Here is a 16,362-nt window from a genome sequence, read left to right as displayed (position 1 = left end):
CCCGAGGGCAAGATCCACTTCCTCTAATTTTAGTTAGCGGAAGCGAATTGCATTTCGCTTCCGCTAACTGTATAGTGCGGAAGCGAAATTAACCGAAAGGGGATCCTCATGAGCGATTGGCCAGCCATAACCACCGAGGAAGTTTCATGGCATCTGCGCGATGAGGATGCCTACCTCATCCCGAAATCCCGCCGCAGGAAGATCACTCCCACCTACCGGGCCGCCATACCAGCCGAAATCCGCCATGCGCGACCTGATATCTCAGCCGAACTCGCTGAACGCCTCGCTGATGCCCGAACGCGTCTTGCCCGATTCGACGAGCATCAGAGCTCCCTGGCCTTCAACCTCCCCAGCCTCCTGTTACGCAGCGAATCGGCCGCAAGCTCCCAGATTGAAAACCTCACCTCCAGCGCGCGTAATATAGCCTTGGCCGAGCTCTCGTCCACCGCGCCGTCAAACGCTCTCGTGATTGCGGGAAACATCGATGCCATGCGATGCGCGCTTCATCTCGAGGACGACCTCACGATCGACGGCATTCGGCAAATTCACCGCCAACTCCTCAAGAAAGCCTCCCTCGATTTTGCAGGAGAGTTGCGCAATGAACAGGTATGGATCGGTGGCACCCCCTACAGCCCGCACGGAGCGCTCTTTGTCCCACCTGTGCCCGGTCGCATCGATGCGTGTCTGGGAGATCTTTGCATCTTCGCGGAAACGGAGGATATAGACCCTCTCGCCAAGGCCGCCCTTACCCATGCCCAATTTGAGACCATACATCCCTTCATCGATGGGAATGGGAGAACAGGGCGAACGCTTCTCCACCGCATGCTGCGCAGCGACGGCGTCCTTCTCCATGCAACGGTGCCCATATCGGCAGGCTTGCTGCATGACATCGACGACTACATGAGCGCCCTTTCGAGCTACCAGCAAGGCGACCCAACACCCATCATCGAGCAAGTTTGCGGCGCGATTGACTTGGCCTTGGTTGTCGGGCAAAAAACATCGCGCGCCATCGCAGATCTCGTAGAAGACTGGGCGACCCGCATGAGAGAGCGCTCGGGATCTCGTATTTTCGAACTGCCTGCGCTGCTCGTTGAGCAGCCCGTCGTCAATTCCAACTACGTGGCAAGCGGGCTCGGGGTAACCCGTAGGGCGGCGACTTCCATCATCAGCAGAGCTTGCGAATACGGCATACTGAAGCCCCTTGGAAATGCGCAGCGAGGGGATTTCTATCAAGCCTCTGAGCTGATCGCCGTCCTCGACGAGATATCGAGCATGGCCGGCATACGCCGGCTCGCGGCAGGAGTTTAATCTTTCCCCGAAAGAAAGTCGAACCCAACGGCGGCCCGCGTGGCGGCGGAAAGGATCGGCATCGACCAGAGCGCGAGCTCGCGTCCCTAGTCGCGCTCGCCCGGTTGGCGAACGGAGATCTCCTGGGACTTCACCGACACGCGGGAATTGGGGGGCACCGAGAAGGTGACGAAGGTGGAGCCGGCAATGACCGATCCCTCGCCGATGACGGTCTCGCCGCCGAGCACGCTGGCGTTGGAGTAGATGGTCACGTTGTCCTCGATGGTGGGGTGGCGCTTCACGCCGGCCAGGCGCTGGCCGCCGCGGGTGGAAAGGGCCCCCAGGGTAACACCCTGGTACAGCTTCACATGCTCGCCGATGACGCAGGTCTCGCCGATGACCACGCCCGTGCCGTGGTCGATGAAGAAGTAGTCGCCGATGGTCGCGCCGGCACCGATGTCGATGCCGGTGGACGAATGGGCGATCTCGGTCATCACGCGGGGGATGATGGGCACGCCCAGCTCATAGAGCACGTGCGCGATGCGGTACACGTAGATGGCATACAGGCCCGGGTAGGTGAAGATGACCTCCTCCTTGGAACCCGCCGCTGGGTCGCCGTCGTAGAGCGCCTGCACGTCGGTGAGCAGCGTGCGCTGCACCTCGGGCAGAGCGTCGAAGAACTTCGTACAGATGTCGGCCGTCTGCTGGCAGATGGTGTCGGAGGTGCAGCCGCCGCATAGGTGGTTGCCGCTGCCAATGAGGTCGTCGCGCTCGTCGGAGGTGTAGGTGAGCGCCAGAATCAGCTGCTGGCGCAGCACGCTCTCGATGTCGATGAGGGTCTGGCCGATGAAGTAGCTGGGACTCGTGGAGGGCGAGAGCATCTCGGGGCCGAAGTAGCCGGGAAACAGCACGCGACGCAGCTCGGTGATAAGTCCCTTGATAGCCGTGCGGCTGGGGAAGCGCCGTCCCGGCTTCGTGAAGAAGATCTCGTCCGCCTCGTAGTTCTTCTCGATAGCGGCGACGATGCGCTCCAGATTGTCTCCGAACATAGGGCCTCCTCGCAGATCGGCGGCACGGGCCGCCTTCCCAGGCGGCCGTCCGCGGTTTTCGATAGGATAGCAGAAAGGCGACGGTTCGCCGCTGAACACAGCGGCCGGGGGCGAAAGGGCTACTATCGAAGGCGAAGATACTAGATGCTCGTTCGACGCCGAATCGCAGCCCGCGCACCTGGCGTCTTTGCCTCGCACGGAAGCCGGCCATGCGGCTTCCCAAGCCAAGCAGCCCCGTTGCCTTCGCTCGCCGGGGCTGCTTGCATTTCCACGAGACCTACTTCCCCTCCTCGCAACCGCAATCGCACTGCTTCTCTTCCACGCACTCGTTTTGGCCGCTCGGCCCATCGCCGCAGTACACGGCGCGGTCGGGGTTGCCGGCCAGATAGGCGGCCATGGAGTACTGGGTGATGTCGCTGCGGTTGATGATGCCCACGATGTGGCCCTCTTCCAGAACCGGCACCTTCTTCAGGTGATTCTCGGCCAGCACGCGGCACACGTCGGTCAGGTTCGCGTGTACACTCACACATATGGGGCTCGCAGCACCGATCTCGCTGGCGCGCATCTGCATCACCTTCGCCAGCTTCTCGTCGTAGCCCTCTTCGTCGGGAACCGTGCGGTTGATGAGCACAATAGGATCGGTAAACGAGCTACGGCGCGGGCTCAGGCGCTTCAGAATGTCGCCGTCGGAAATGAAGCCCACCGGCTCCCCCGAAGCGTCTACGATGGGGGCCGCCGAGATGTTCTTCTCCACGAACAGGCGCATGGCCTCTTCCACGGTAGCCTCCTGGGAGAGCGAGTACACGTCGGTCTTCATGATGGAGGTGAGCAGCGACTTGCGCGTGCCGCCCTCATCCACGGCCGCCTCCTCGCCGGGTTTGTCCTTCACGAACATAATGGTCATGACCAGGCCCACCAAGCACAGCAGCGTGCACACGAGGAACGCCGCGTTGATGCCGAACATGGTGCCCTGGGCCGTGCCGAAGTCCGGCGTGGCGAAATTCTGCACCTGGGTGGATACGGCGATGATGATGGCCGTGCCGAGGGAGCCCGCCACTTGGCGCAGGGTGTTGTTCACCGAGGTACCATGGTTCATCACCTTGTTGTCCAGGGCATTCATGCCCCAGGTGGTAATGGGCATATTCACGAGCGCCATGGAGAACATGCGCACGGTGTACACAATCGTGAGGTAGATAATGCTCGACGTGAGGTTCAGAATGGCGAAGGCGAAGGTGGTGAGCGTCAACAAGCTCATGCCCACAATGGCCATGCGACGCGGGCCGTGGCGGTCGAACCACTTGCCGGCGATGGGGTTCATAACCCCCATGAGGATGGCGCCGGGCATGAGCACGAGGCCCGACACCGTAGCCGACAGCCCGTGGAGCGACTGCACGTAGATGGGCATGAGGATGCCGGCCGCCAGCAGGGCCCCCTGCACGAGCATGCCGATGATGGTGCCGATAAGGAAGCGGCGGTTCTTCAGCACATCAACCCGCAGCATGGGGTGGGGCAGCCGCGTCTGGCGGATGAAGAACCACACCACCCCGACGATGCCGGCCGCGGTGGTGGCCACGGGCACCAGGGTCAGTCCCACCGAGCCCAAGGCCGAGAAACCGTAGAGCATGAGCCCGAAGCCCAGGGTGGATAGAACCAGCGACAGCGGGTCGAGCACCGAATCGCCCTTGTTCGCCGGGGCCTTGTTGTCCACGAGGAACAGCGATGCCGCAATGATGACGAGCGACAGCGCAAAGATGATGTAGAACAGGATATGCCAGTCGGCCTGATCGATGACGAAGCCCGCCACCGTGGGGCCGATAGCCGGCGCGAAAGCGATCACAAGGCCGAAGATACCCATGGCCGACCCGCGGCGATCCACGGGAAACACCAGCATGAGCACGGTCATGGTCACGGGCATGAGGATGCCGGCGCCCATGGCCTGCACGAGCCGGCCGCCCAAAAGCACCGGGAAGTTCGGGCCGACGCCCGCCATAAGCGTGCCGACGGCAAAGGTGGCCATGGAGAACACGAACAGCTTGCGCGTGGAAAAGCGATCCTGCAAAAATGCCGTGATGGGAATCATGATGGCGTTCACCAGGGTGAATCCCGTGGTGAGCCACTGGGCCGTGGATTGATCGACGGCCATTTCCGCCATGATGGACGGCAGCGCCGGCGTAACCAGCGTCTGGTTCAACACGGTAACGAAGGCGCCGAACACCAACACCGCCAACATCAGCCATTCCTTGCGGGACAATTTCATCTTCTACCTCGTCTGCTACTCGTCTCTTGCGTGCGCTTCGCCATATGCGTTCTGGGGGCCGACCTACTGTACCACTGCAAGGCCCCGCGCCGCCGCGAACCGCGCCGAACGGTTGCAGGGCTGGCAACTTGCCCGCAGTCCTTTGGGAGCTCTGACTTAAAAGCCGAACCGAAGCGCCAGAGGACGGAAGGGCCGCGACCGGGCGGGAGAAAAGCAACAGCACTATGAAAGTTCACGGTAAAGCGGTGTCAGTTCGGCGGATGCGGCGGGAAATCGCCTAGGATATGTCCCGTAATTTAGTCGACGGATAGGGGCTCTTCCAAAGGGGAAGCGGCCTGAAATCCACCGAAAGGGTGCATGACGGTATGTATACCGCACTTTGCTTGTTGCTCGTTGTCCTGTTCCTGCTGATGAACGCGTTTTTCGTTGTGGCCGAGTTCGCGCTGGTGCGCGTGCGCCGCAGCCAGATCGATATGGCCGTGGCCGAAAAGCGCCGCGGGGCCGAGGCGGCCCGCGATGTGACGACCCACATCAACGCCTACCTGTCCGCCTGCCAGCTGGGCATTACCCTGGCCTCTCTGGCTATCGGCTGGCTCGGCGAACCGGCCGTGTCCGCCGTGCTGGAAGGCCCGCTGCTGGCCCTGGGCCTGCCCGAAGCCGCCATCCATCCCATCTGCGTGGCCGTGGGCTTCTTCATCGTGACAGCCCTGCACGTGGTGGTGGGCGAGCTCATCCCGAAGTCTTTCGCCATCTTCTCCACCGAGAAGTACGCCCTGCATACCGCCGGGCCCCTGCGCGTGTTCTACCGCATCACCTACCCCATCATGGTCATCTTCAACGGCGTGACCAACGCCGTGATGAAGCTTTTCGGCCATGATCCGGCCGACGAGCACGAGGTGTACACCGGCGACGAGATCAAGCTGCTCATCGACGAGTCCACGGAAAACGGCCTTATCGACCCCGAGCAGAACGAGTTCGTGGACAACATCTTCGATTTGGGTGACAAGGACGCCGAGGGCATCATGACCCCCCGCACCGACGTCATCTGCCTGGACACCGAGGACACGCTGGAGGAGAACCTTGATCTCATCCGCCAGTACAAGTACTCCCGCTACCCCGTGTGCCACGGCTCGAAGGACCACATCGTGGGCTTCGTGCACACCAAGGACCTCGTGGACACGGCGCTGGACACACCCATGAGCGAGTGGAACGTTCGCGAGCTGCCCGCCGTGCCCGAGAGCATTCCCATCGCGAAGCTGCTGGAAACCATGCAGGAGCGCTGCACGAAGATCTGCGTGGTGGTAGACGAGCACGGCGGCACGGCCGGCATCGTCACCATGAGCGACATCATGGAGCAGATCGTGGGCCGCATCGACGACGAGTACGTCCATGACACCGACGACGACGTGGAGGAGCTGCCCGACGGCACCTATCAGATCAACGGCACCCTGGCCATCAACGACCTGGTGGAGCTGCTCGGCTTCGAGCCCGAGGAAGCCGACGAGGTGGAAACGGCCGGCGGTCTGCTGCTGAAGCTGTTCGACCGCATTCCCGCCGAGGGCGACGTGGCGGTGCTGGAGCATCGCGGCGCCAAGGTGACCTTCACCGTGCTGTCCATGGACCGTCTGCGCATCGACCGCATCTGCATGGCCATCGACCGCCCCGACGAGGAGTAGCGGGCGGCCCCGAGAGCTTCGTATCCGGGCGGTCTTCGGGCCGCCCTTCGACCGAGCGACGGCCCCGTGTATAATGGCCCCGTATGATCGAGGGCCACAACAGGAAGGGGCATACCGTTGCAGCGCAATCATGGGCGGTGGCTCGGCAGGAATCTCCTGATAGCTGTGGCGGGTATCTCCGCCCTTCTGGCGGCCCAGTCATTTGAGGCGCCCTGCGAGATTTCCTGGTATCTTCCCCTGGGACAAGGCAGCGTGCCGGCGACCATTGTAGACGTAGCCGTCGCCTCCCTCGTTTCTTGCGCTTTGATCATCGCGGGCAACCGAGGGGGACGCGCACTCGCGAGTGTTCCCTTCGCCATAGCAAGCGCCTCATGCTGCCTAATGGGCCTGGCCATGCAAGGCACGGGAGAGCCCCTCTCCATCTTCGGACTCATCCTCATGTCTGCCGGGGGAACCGTTCTTCTCTTCTGCTGGCTGGCGGCAGTCTGTGCCCAGCGCGATATCGGCATTGCCGAGCTGATGATAGAGGTCGAGGTGCTCGCATCGGCGGCGGCGATTCTCCCCTCGCTTCTGTCTGCGTCATGGTGCCAAGCCCTCGCCGGCATGAGCGTGGCAGTCTCTGCGGTGGCACTTTGCCTCTTCCAGCGCCCCGCGCCTTCCGCATCGGAGGCCGAGCGGTCTTTTACCCTCGAGCCGTCTTCGCTGGCGAAAATCCTCTGCAGCTTCTTTGTTATCGGACTGGTGGTGGGATCCTTGCAGTACTCGGTCTTCCTGCAGCAGGCAGAAGGCGAGATGTTCCCCGTCATCATTACCGCCATATCGCTCGCACTTGTGCTCTGGCTCTTTAACCACGGGCGAGACTTCAATCTGTCGGTATGGACGAAAGTGGTTGCGACCCTTTCGCTGGTCGCTCTTATCTTAGTGCTGTTCTCATCGACTCTCACCTACCTTGCCTACGTGTTGGCCGGCATCGCATACTCTCTTTTGGAATGCGGCGCCCTCTACATGGGATTGCTCCTGGGGCGGCTGTATCCTGGTACTCGTGTGAGAATCTTAGCCACTGCCTGGTGTGTGGGGACTTTAGGATCCCTCCCCCTGCTGGCTTCCGCTTTTTTCGGACCCCACATCGCAAGCAGGGTCGCCATGCTCTTCATGGCCCTTCTGCTCGTCGTGGCATCCATTTGGATTCTGGAGGATCGAACCATGTCGCTGCTGTTGTCCGCAAACGGCGGCGCGAAGCTCACCTCGCTCTCGGGTCGTCCCCTTGAATCATTCAGCGACAGCATGGGCCTGACTGCTCGCGAACGCGATGTGTTCAATCTCTATATCGTCGGACGAAGCGCCCCCTACAGAGCTTGCTTCCCAGCTGGAGCTCAGCGCCGATGCCACCCAGAATTTAACCGCAGCGGTCGCGCGCTACAACGAGCTGTGCGGAAAAGGAGTCGATGAGGACTTCGGCAAGGCAGCAGAGAAGATGTTCCCCGTGGTCGATCCTCCCTTCTACGCGATCACCTACGATATGCTCAAGCACACGTCGGTGGAAGATGTGAGCTGCATGCGACTGCTCGTTACCATGGGCGGTCTCGTAACCGACGACAATGCTCGCGTGCTCAACGACGACATGGAGCCCATTCCCGGCCTGTTTGCCGTTGGCAACGTGCAAGGCGGACGCTTCGTAGAGGACTACCCCTTCACGTTGTCGGGAGCCAGCCACGCCGCGGCCCTCACCTACGGGTATCTGACGGGCAAATATCTCGCCGAGCAGGCCTAAACGGCGTCATTTTGGCGCGCGGGAAATTCTGAGGGTCCCGCGCGCCAATCGATCCCTCTGGCCCAAACAGTAAAGAACCCCGGCCTGGGCAAAGTGCCGGGGTTCTCCCTTTTCCGCTGACTGGCTCCACTATCGAAAAGCGTAAACCGCCGGGGTAGCTCCCCTCGAGGGCCATCGGAATTCTAAGACTCCTCCCCGATAAAACGCATGGCGCTCTTCCAGGTGATGGCCTCGAACTCCTCGGGGGTGAAGGGCATGGCCGCCAGCATGCGATACTCAGTGGCGGGGCTCCACATGGGGAAATCGCTGCCGAACATGACGCGGTCGGGCCCATAGGCACGCACCAGTTCCACCGTGCGACGGGGCCCGAGGAACTCCAGGGCGCTGGAGGTATCCACGAAGCAGTTCTCGTTTTCCAGGTACTCCAAGGCATAATCGAAGATGGACCAGCCGCCAAAATGGGCCGCATCCACCTTCAGGCGTGGAAAGGTGCGCAGAATACGCTGCAACCGGCGCGGGTGCGAGTAGTCGTAGCGGTAATCTCCCGTGTGGATGACGATGGGCAGCCGACCCTCGATCACCTCGTACAGCCGCATGAGACGCGGATCGTCCATGTTCACCATCTGAGTATCGGGATGAATCTTCACGCCCTTCAAGCCCAATTGAATAGCGCGGTCGATCTCCCCTTCTACGTCCACATAGTCCTGGTGCATAGTGGCAAAGCCGATGAACTCGGGGTGCATGAAGCACTGATCGGCGATGAACGTGTTGATAGTCTCCACCTGACCGGGAGACGTGGCCACCGAGTGCACGACATGATGGGTGATAGGCGTACCCTCGCAGGCTGCGAGCAAAGCCTCAGCCGAGGCATCGGGCGCGGCCATGGTCACGCGATAGAAGTCGCCCACGGCAGCCGAGGCCTTTGAGGCGATCTTCGCAGGGTAGATATGGGAATGGGCATCAACAACCGACATGGAAGCCATCCTTCGACGCGAGCCTTATTTTCCCTATTGTAAGGAAGGGGGAGCTGCGGAAAAATGACCAACCTGCTCATTCTGTTGCCAAAATCAGCGAACGGCAGACTCGTTCTTTGCCTGAGAATAAACTGGCGGAGGAGGAGGGATTCGAACCCTCGTCACCGGGGTTACCGGTGAAACGGTTTTCGAGACCGCCGCATTCAACCACTCTGCCACCCCTCCGCAGGGGCGATGCACCGAATCGGTGCCATAGCAAACGTCGCATAGGGACGTATATAGAAGCGAGCCTTAACGGCTCGCGAATTAACTCTGGCGGAGAGGCGGGGATTTGAACCCCGGATACGCTTTTGGCGCATACACGATTTCCAATCGTGCTCCTTCGGCCAGCTCGGACACCTCTCCACATAGCCATGCCCCGCAAAGGCGAAGCGTCTAAGGAGTATAGCGCAGGGAACGGTCCCAAGCAAGAAGTTTTTGCGGAAGTCTGGCCAAGAGGGGCCGCTGTTCACCACATCGTCAAATATACCCAAAGCCTCGCAGCGCCGACTGGCCCGACAATTCCGGCGGACCCATGGGAAAAGCGCCTGCGGGTAAAACCGGCAGGCGCTTTTCTTGCTTGCAATCGCGAGGATCGCCGCTCGGTTCAGAGAGGCTCGCTACTCTGCGGCGCCCTCCTCGGGCTGGTCGCCCTCGGCCGGCTGACTGGTGCCGTTACCATCAGCCTCAGCGGGCTGATTGTCCTCAGCGGCCTCGCCCTCGGCGGTCTGATCGCCCTCGGCGCCGACAGTCGGCTGATCACCGGCGTTGCCGCCTTCAGTGCCTTCCGCAGGCTGATCGCCCTCGGCCGGCTGATCTCCCTCGGCAGCGCCTTCGCCATCCACGACCTCGGGCTCGATGGTCACGGGATTGCCCTCGCCGTCAACGGCGGTCGCGGCCGCGTCATCGGCACCGTCCTTCGGGAAGTTCGCCATATCGACGTAGTAGGGCAGGCCCTCAGGCATCTCGTTGATGACGATGTCGGCTGACTCGCGCTGACCCTCGAGCCAGGTGTAGTAGGCCTGAGACTCGTTGGAAGTCTTCACGGCGTTGCGCAGGGCATCCTGGAACTCCGTCGGCAGCTGGTCGAGGCTATCCAGCTTCTCAGGGGCATCGAACTGCTCGGTGCAGGTGATGATGTGGATGCCATAGGTGCTCGGCACCAGACCGCTCACATCACCCACGTTCAGCGTGGCCAGAGTGTCGCTGTACTCGGTCACGAAGTTGCTCAGGTTGTTCCAACCCACATTGCCGCCGTCGGCCGCAGAGGCGGTATCCTTGGAGTAGGACTCAGCCGCCGTGGCGAAGTCCAGCTCGCCGGCGTTGATCTTCTCGAGCACCTGCTGGGCCGTAGCCTCATCGCTGGAATCGAACAAAATATGAGACGACTTCTTCGCGCCGTCAAAGGAAGACAGGTAATTCTGCTCGTTGGCCAGGGCCAGGGCGTCCTCATCGGTGGCCTCGGCGGCCTCTTCGGCCACCTTGGTCTTCAACTGCTGGGACACGAGCGACAGCTCGATGTTCTCGCGGTACTCGTCCTCGGTCAGCCCCACAGCAGACAGGGCCTCGCCCCAAGCCTCATCGGAATCGTAGTGGCCCTTCATGGCATCAACGTACTCGTTCACGTCATCGGGATTCGCGGTCACGCCCAGGGCTTCGCTCCCCTGCTTCACAAGTTCCTGATCGACGTATCCGTTGATGATCTCCTCGCGGACGGTCTCCGGCGTGTAGTCGTTCTCGGCCAGCCATTCGCCCCACGCCTGCTCATCGGTCAGGCTCATCTGGGCGCGAATGTCTTGGATGGCCTGGGTGACCATATCCTCCTGGATTTCCACGCCGTTGACGGTTGCGGCCACACCACCGGTGTACACGGGCGCATCGCTGGAGGAATTCTCAGCGCAGCCCACAACGCCCACGATGCACGCAGCCGCAAGGCCCATGGTGGCAAGCGATTTCGCAAAGGTCAGCTTCTTCATACATACCTTCCCTCATAGGTGACTGGGCCGTCGGATTCGTTTCGCGGGTGCGTTTTGAGACAGTCCCAGATGATTTCACAAGGCATTTTCCCATGGGGATGCGCACGGTAACAACCGCCGCACAATTTGCCCACTTTTGATTCACGGTTCGTCAATTACGAAAAGGACAAACCCCACGTCAACACTGATGAATTGACGCGGGGTTTGGATAAGGAAGCGCAGCAGGGCGAGATACGAAGCAGGGATGCTACTTCTTCGCGGCCTTCTTGCGATCGGTGGCGGAAAGCAGGCGCTTGCGCAGGCGGATGGACTGCGGCGTCACTTCCACCAGCTCGTCGTCCTCAATGTACTCCAGGGCCTCTTCCAACGTGAAGGTGATAGGGGGCGTCAGCTGAATGGCCTTGTCGGCCGAGCTGGAACGCTGGTTGCCGAGCGACTTCGTCTTCTCGACGTTCACCACCATGTCGCCTTCCTTGGCGGACTCGCCCACGATCATGCCCTCGTAGCACTCATCGCCCGGGCTCACGAACAAACGCCCGCGCTCCTGCAGGGTGTCCAGGGCGTAGGCCACGGCCTTGCCCGTGGACATGGCGATCATGCCGCCGTTCTTGCGGCCGGCCATCTCGCCGGAATAGGGGCCGTACTCCTTGAAGTGGTGGAACAGCATGGCCTCGCCGCGGGTGGCGTTCAGAATGCGGGTCTTCAGGCCCATGGTGCCGCGAGAGGGAATGCGGAAGGTGAGGTGCGTCATGGTCTCGTCAGAGGACATGTCCTCCATGATGCCGCCGGCGGTGCCCATGACCTCGATGGCCTTGCCCGCGTACTCGTTGGGCACGTCCACCGTGGCTTCCTCGATGGGCTCCAGCTTGCTGCCGTCCTCGGCGGTCTTGTACACCACGCGGGGGCGCCCCACCTGAAACTCGAAGCCCTCGCGGCGCATGGTCTCCATGAGCACCGACAGGTGCAGCACGCCGCGGCCGGCCACCTCGATACCGGTCTTGTCCTCCAGCTCGTTGATGCGCATGGAGATGTTGCTCTCCTTCTCGCGCATGAGGCGCTCTTTCAGCTGGCGGCCGCCCACGATCTCTCCCTCGCGGCCCACAAGCGGGCTAGAGGAAGCCTCGAAGACAACGGCCATAGTAGGCTCTTCCACGGCGATGGGGTCCATGGCCACAGGGTTCTCCGGACAGGTGATGATGTCGCCGATATCGGCATCCTCGATACCGATGACAGCCACGATGTCGCCGGCGTCGGCAGCGGTCACTTCCGCCTTGCCGAGGTTCTCGAAGGTGTACACCTTGCGGATCTGGGCGCGGCGCTCGGTGCCGTCGGCCTTCACCACGAGCACCTGCTCCTTCTCGTGCAGCGTGCCGCTCACCAGGCGGCCGACGCCGATGCGGCCCTCGTAGCTGGAATGATCCACCGTGCACACCTGCAGGGCCACCGGGCCATCGACGTCCACCTCGGGGGCGGGAATCTCGCTCACGATGGTATCCAGCAGCGGCACCATGTCCATGTTGTCGTCATCGGGGGCCAGGCGCGCGTAACCGTTCACGGCCGAGGCGTACACCACGGGGAAGTCCAGCTGCTCGTCGGTGGCACCCAGCTCCACCATGAGGTCGAACACCTTGTCCACCGCGCCCTCCGGATCGGCGTTGGGGCGGTCGATCTTATTTACCACCACTACGATGCGCAACCCGCGCTCCAGGGCATGGGACAGCACGAAGCGGGTCTGGGGCTTGGGACCCTCGTAGGCATCCACGATGAGCAGGGCGCCGTCGGCCATGTTGAGCACGCGCTCCACCTCGCCGCCGAAATCGGCATGGCCCGGCGTGTCGATGACGTTGATCTTCACGCCCTTGTAGTTGATGGAGATGTTCTTGGAAAGGATGGTAATGCCGCGCTCGCGCTCCTGGTCGTTGGAGTCCAGCACGCGCTCTTCCACCTGCTGATTGTCGCGGAACACGTGCGACGCCCACAGCAGGCGGTCCACCAGGGTGGTCTTGCCGTGGTCAACATGGGCGATGATGGCAACGTTGCGGATGTTCTCTTGCTTCATGAATCTTCTTTCTTATTCGGTTTGGGGCCTAGAAATTATAGCGCTTTGCAGCGCGTATCAATGATGATCGGCGCAGACGGTGCAGGGAAGCCACCCGCCGTGAGGGCGGTCACTCGTCCAGCAGAGCCTCGTATTCCTTACGTTCCTCGGTTAGCTTCGCAAGGTGCTCGTTCAGGGTGTTCAGGTTGCGCTGGGCGCTGATAGCCTGCACAACCCCCCAAATAGCCGCGGGCACCGCCATGGCGGCGATGAACCCGAAGATGCCGAAGGGCCGGCGAATGGTGAAGAAGGCGGCCACGGCGCCGATACCTGCCATGGCCAGGCCGTTGCGGCGCTCGTCGGTCACCGTGTCGCGCTGGGCCACCAGCTGGGCCCGGGCCGCGGCGATGCCGGACAGGCGCGCCCGAATCTCAGCCTCGGTGAGGTACTCCACTTCCACGTCGCCCTCGGTCTCGGTCCACGAACGAGCGGCGCCGGACGAGCGGGGAGCGCTGCTACTTGCGGAGGAGCCGCGGCCGCGCCGGCCACCATGCGACGAGGTCAACAGCTCATAGGCTTCCTGGAGCCGCTTGAACTGCTCGGTGGCGCGACTCTGGAGCTTCTCGTTGCCGGCGAACTTATCGGGATGCAGGATCTGCACCGTTTCGCGGTAGGCAACCTTGATGTCATCGGCCGAGGCATCGTCCTCCAGGCCGAGTATGTTGAGGGCTTCGTTTCTGTTCATGCGGGCCATCCTAGCACGAACGGGCTTTCTTCGACCGCGCGGCCACGAATACCGCAAGAATCAACAGCAGTGTGCTCGCCGCCATGCCCAGCTCGTCCAGGACGTTCCCCGTCAGATAGGTGTCGGGCAAAGGAAGGCCGAGGCCCAAGGTAGGAGCGAAGTACAACAGATCGAAGGCAGCGTGCAGCAGCATGGGAAATCCCAGCGAGCGCAATATGGCCCCGTCGCGAGCGGCGAACCAGCGGCTGTTCACGACCAGGGAGCCCATGAGGGAGCCGAAGGCCGTTCCCTCTACCACCTTGAGCATCGCCTGGACCGCGACAGCTGGTGAGAGGGCAGGAAGCGGAGTTTCAGGGGAGGGGAGCAGGTGGGCGATGCCGAAGAGCAGAGCGCTGACCGCGACCGCGAACACGGCGGCCCCGTGCGGGCCCCAGCGCCGGACCAGTGCGCGAGCCAAAGGCATGTTCTTCCGGGCCAGCCAAGGGATCATCGCAGCCAAACCCCATAGCAGCGGCCCGCGAAACAGCAGCTCTTCACCTACGGCCGCTTCGAGCGACACGACGAGGGCGTCACCAAGGCCAGTCAGAGAAAAGGATGGCAGGGCGGCGCCGTTGCAACCAGCGGCCAACTCCAGCTGCACCTGCGCGGCGGCCGAGGCTAAGCCCCCGCACGCGCCGGCCAAGAGAACGAGAACGAGAACGATAGCGGGCCGTCCATTATGTCGCAAGCATTTCATAGGGCTTCATTATAATGGTGCCGCAATACCCGACTTCTTGGAAGGGAGTCCCGTGGCCCTATCGCGCGGAACCTCGGCTTTCACCCTGAAAATGGCCGCCATTGCGGGCATGAGCTGCAATCACGTGGCCAATGTCTTCGGCGACGTCATGGCACCTGCGGCTACGATGATCCTCTTTACGTTGGGAGGCCTCACTTTCCCCATCATGGCGTTCTTGCTGTGCGAGGGGTACCGCCATACATCGAGCATCCGACGCTACGCCGCCCGGCTGGCGCTGTTCGCTGTCGCCGCCGAAGTGCCGTGGTTTCTGCTGTGGGGCCCGTCGCTGAACGTGCTGTTCACCCTGCTCATCGGCCTTGGCCTGCTGTGGGCCCACGATCATCTGCGCAACCGGGGGGCCTATGGGCTCGTGATCGTGGCCGGCGTAGCCGCCAGCTGGCTATGCGACTGGGCCATTGCAGGGCCGCTCATGATCGTTTTCTTCCACCGCGTACGAGAACAGCCGCGCGGCGTATTGAAGGTCATGGCAGCCTTCGGCGCGGTCTTCGGAATTCCCCAACTCATAAGTGTGTGGGGCGCTGGCCTGGGTGCGGCCGGGGGGCTTCCCCCGGCTATCCAATGGGGGGCGCTGGGCTACTACACCCTGGGCTTCGCCCTGGCCACCTTCCTCATGACTACCTACAACGGCCAGCGCGGCCCGTCCCTCAAGTGGTTCTTCTACGCCTACTACCCGGCTCACCTCCTGGTGCTCTGGATCGTCGCCCAATTCGTCTAGGCTGCGGCGCCTCTCGGGTTTCGGCTAAGCCCGTGCGAGCGTCTTCCTCTCAACGTAAAGAGGGCGGCGCCGAAGCACCGCCCTTAAGGGGTATGTTGTGCGAGCCAGTTAGGCGGCGGCGATGAGGGCCGCCAGCTCCTCGCGACCATGAAAGCGCACGGCCGGGGCCTGGGGATCATGGGCGGGAATCACTTCGCCCTCCCACACGTTGCCGTTGTCCTTGAACTTTTCCGAACGAACGACCCACCGAAACGCCGGCCGCGTGCGGTTATCAAGGGGTGCCACCTCGTCCGGGAAGGTCATACCGGCCAGGGTGCGCTCCAGGGCGGCCAGCTCGGTCTCGCCCCGATCGGCCATCACCATGCCGGATTCCGGGTTGTAGATAATGCCCTCGCCCACGAAGGCCAGGCGCATCTTCTGGCGGCGCTTGCTCTCGGCCCACAGGATAGCGCCCACCACAGCGGCCACGACGACCCACCACAGAATGGCGACGATCAGATCCAACGGATCATCCACGTGGTTGAAGCCGAGGGCAAACCAGGCCCACAGCAGGGCAGCCGACGCGACAACCGCGAGGGTGGCTACCAGCCAATTGCTCTTTCTCATGCGAAGTTCCTTTCCGAGAAGAGGGGTGCGGTGCTTGGGCGACCGCACCCTCGCGATGTACGTTACAGAGCCTGATGGCCCGTGAGGGGAACAAACGTCTCCTCGGTTTCTTCCGTGCGGCCCGTGATCTGCCGCTCGATATCGTCGATATCACTGATCAGGGCAAGGCGGCGGCGCACCACAACGATGCCATACAGAGCCGTGAGCAGAATGCCGAGCATCATCACCCAGTGCACCCAACAATGGGGCTCGTCGAAGGCGCCCATGGGGGTGGCGTCGTCTTCGATCTGCTCGCCAGCCTCATCGGAGGGCGTGGCTGCCTGCGGCGTGGCGTCGTCCTCGATCACTTCGCCAGCGGGCTCTGCGACAGCCGGGGCGGGCGTGGGCGCAGCCAAGACCGGGGGCGCGACGGCCGGAACAGCGGCAGGGGCGG

The 16,362-nt window shown here is 62.3% G+C and carries 14 protein-coding genes and 2 tRNA genes; 5 read left to right on the top strand and 11 right to left on the bottom strand.

Annotated features, from left to right (window positions below):
• Nucleotides 1-108: 108 nt before the first annotated feature.
• A complete protein-coding gene (locus F8D48_RS01890; RefSeq protein WP_151429738.1) occupies nucleotides 109-1,308 on the top strand; it encodes a Fic family protein in 1,200 nt (399 codons plus the stop codon).
• 86 nt (nucleotides 1,309-1,394) lie between these two features.
• On the opposite strand, the gene F8D48_RS01885 is transcribed toward F8D48_RS01890, so the two are convergent.
• Both F8D48_RS01885 and F8D48_RS01880 read right to left on the bottom strand, forming a co-directional pair.
• A complete protein-coding gene (locus tag F8D48_RS01885; RefSeq protein WP_135970146.1) occupies nucleotides 1,395-2,336 on the bottom strand; it encodes a serine O-acetyltransferase in 942 nt (313 codons plus the stop codon).
• 277 nt (nucleotides 2,337-2,613) lie between these two features.
• Entirely contained in the window at nucleotides 2,614-4,566 is a 1,953-nt protein-coding gene (locus F8D48_RS01880) for an MDR family MFS transporter (protein ID WP_240806172.1), read from the bottom strand.
• 392 nt (nucleotides 4,567-4,958) lie between these two features.
• Between F8D48_RS01880 and F8D48_RS01875 the strand changes: the two genes are divergently transcribed.
• The 3 genes from F8D48_RS01875 (at nucleotide 4,959) to F8D48_RS01870 (ending at nucleotide 8,040) form a co-directional block, all read left to right on the top strand.
• Nucleotides 4,959-6,269: a hemolysin family protein gene (locus F8D48_RS01875; protein WP_151429736.1), complete on the top strand. Its 1,311-nt coding sequence runs from the start codon at nucleotides 4,959-4,961 to the stop codon at nucleotides 6,267-6,269.
• A gap of 393 nt (nucleotides 6,270-6,662) precedes the next feature.
• Nucleotides 6,663-7,718 (top strand): hypothetical protein, encoded by a 1,056-nt coding sequence (locus F8D48_RS11880; RefSeq protein ID WP_240806182.1) that lies wholly within the window; start codon nucleotides 6,663-6,665, stop codon nucleotides 7,716-7,718.
• Complete coding sequence (locus F8D48_RS01870) at nucleotides 7,636-8,040, top strand: FAD-binding protein (RefSeq protein ID WP_240806180.1); 405 nt, start codon at nucleotides 7,636-7,638, stop codon at nucleotides 8,038-8,040. The genes F8D48_RS11880 and F8D48_RS01870 overlap by 83 nt, the downstream gene beginning before the upstream one ends.
• A 182-nt stretch (nucleotides 8,041-8,222) precedes the next feature.
• Here the strand turns inward: F8D48_RS01870 and F8D48_RS01865 are convergent, their stop codons facing one another.
• The 7 genes from F8D48_RS01865 to F8D48_RS01835 all read right to left on the bottom strand — a co-directional run bounded on the left by F8D48_RS01865 (nucleotide 8,223) and on the right by F8D48_RS01835 (nucleotide 14,548).
• Complete coding sequence (locus F8D48_RS01865; protein ID WP_151429734.1) at nucleotides 8,223-9,014, bottom strand: amidohydrolase family protein; 792 nt, start codon at nucleotides 9,012-9,014, stop codon at nucleotides 8,223-8,225.
• A gap of 132 nt (nucleotides 9,015-9,146) precedes the next feature.
• Nucleotides 9,147-9,239: transfer RNA gene (locus F8D48_RS01860), tRNA-Ser, on the bottom strand.
• 88 nt (nucleotides 9,240-9,327) lie between these two features.
• Nucleotides 9,328-9,419, bottom strand: a tRNA-Ser gene (locus F8D48_RS01855).
• Nucleotides 9,420-9,673: 254 nt separating this feature from the next.
• Nucleotides 9,674-11,029 carry a peptidylprolyl isomerase gene (locus F8D48_RS01850; RefSeq protein ID WP_151429733.1) on the bottom strand — a complete coding sequence of 452 codons (1,356 nt, stop codon included), beginning with the start codon at nucleotides 11,027-11,029 and terminating at the stop codon, nucleotides 9,674-9,676.
• Between the two features lie 247 nt (nucleotides 11,030-11,276).
• The gene (typA, locus tag F8D48_RS01845; RefSeq protein WP_151429732.1) at nucleotides 11,277-13,088 is read right to left on the bottom strand and encodes a translational GTPase TypA; all 1,812 of its coding nucleotides are present in this window, start codon (nucleotides 13,086-13,088) and stop codon (nucleotides 11,277-11,279) included.
• A 109-nt stretch (nucleotides 13,089-13,197) separates the two neighbouring features.
• Nucleotides 13,198-13,812: a J domain-containing protein gene (locus F8D48_RS01840; protein WP_151429731.1), complete on the bottom strand. Its 615-nt coding sequence runs from the start codon at nucleotides 13,810-13,812 to the stop codon at nucleotides 13,198-13,200.
• 10 nt (nucleotides 13,813-13,822) lie between these two features.
• Nucleotides 13,823-14,548 (bottom strand): CPBP family glutamic-type intramembrane protease, encoded by a 726-nt coding sequence (locus F8D48_RS01835; protein ID WP_151429730.1) that lies wholly within the window; start codon nucleotides 14,546-14,548, stop codon nucleotides 13,823-13,825.
• A gap of 52 nt (nucleotides 14,549-14,600) precedes the next feature.
• Here F8D48_RS01835 and F8D48_RS01830 point away from each other — a divergent pair, with 52 nt between their 5' ends.
• The gene (locus tag F8D48_RS01830; RefSeq protein ID WP_170272690.1) at nucleotides 14,601-15,323 is read left to right on the top strand and encodes a TraX family protein; all 723 of its coding nucleotides are present in this window, start codon (nucleotides 14,601-14,603) and stop codon (nucleotides 15,321-15,323) included.
• A gap of 108 nt (nucleotides 15,324-15,431) precedes the next feature.
• Here the strand turns inward: F8D48_RS01830 and F8D48_RS01825 are convergent, their stop codons facing one another.
• A complete protein-coding gene (locus F8D48_RS01825) occupies nucleotides 15,432-15,929 on the bottom strand; it encodes a thioredoxin domain-containing protein (RefSeq protein ID WP_151429729.1) in 498 nt (165 codons plus the stop codon).
• 62 nt (nucleotides 15,930-15,991) lie between these two features.
• Nucleotides 15,992-16,362, bottom strand: a 371-nt coding sequence (locus F8D48_RS11550; protein WP_205717305.1) for a hypothetical protein, incomplete at its 5' end; no start/stop codon positions are given.

It is taken from the genome of Adlercreutzia muris (assembly GCF_008831045.1).
Taxonomy (GTDB): Bacteria; Actinomycetota; Coriobacteriia; order Coriobacteriales; family Eggerthellaceae; genus Adlercreutzia; species Adlercreutzia muris.
Note: the sequence above shows the minus strand (reverse complement) of the source record. Positions and strands in the feature narration are given on the sequence as shown.

Coding starts and splice junctions, on each gene's coding strand:
- F8D48_RS01890 (WP_151429738.1), top strand. CDS start 109: ATGAGCGATTGGCCAGCCATAACCACCGAGGAAGTTTCATGGCATCTG.
- F8D48_RS01885 (WP_135970146.1), bottom strand. CDS start 2,336: ATGTTCGGAGACAATCTGGAGCGCATCGTCGCCGCTATCGAGAAGAAC.
- F8D48_RS01880 (WP_240806172.1), bottom strand. CDS start 4,566: ATGTTGGCGGTGTTGGTGTTCGGCGCCTTCGTTACCGTGTTGAACCAG.
- F8D48_RS01875 (WP_151429736.1), top strand. CDS start 4,959: ATGTATACCGCACTTTGCTTGTTGCTCGTTGTCCTGTTCCTGCTGATG.
- F8D48_RS11880 (WP_240806182.1), top strand. CDS start 6,663: ATGCAAGGCACGGGAGAGCCCCTCTCCATCTTCGGACTCATCCTCATG.
- F8D48_RS01865 (WP_151429734.1), bottom strand. CDS start 9,014: ATGTCGGTTGTTGATGCCCATTCCCATATCTACCCTGCGAAGATCGCC.
- F8D48_RS01850 (WP_151429733.1), bottom strand. CDS start 11,029: ATGAAGAAGCTGACCTTTGCGAAATCGCTTGCCACCATGGGCCTTGCG.
- typA (WP_151429732.1), bottom strand. CDS start 13,088: ATGAAGCAAGAGAACATCCGCAACGTTGCCATCATCGCCCATGTTGAC.
- F8D48_RS01840 (WP_151429731.1), bottom strand. CDS start 13,812: ATGAACAGAAACGAAGCCCTCAACATACTCGGCCTGGAGGACGATGCC.
- F8D48_RS01835 (WP_151429730.1), bottom strand. CDS start 14,548: ATGAAATGCTTGCGACATAATGGACGGCCCGCTATCGTTCTCGTTCTC.
- F8D48_RS01825 (WP_151429729.1), bottom strand. CDS start 15,929: ATGAGAAAGAGCAATTGGCTGGTAGCCACCCTCGCGGTTGTCGCGTCG.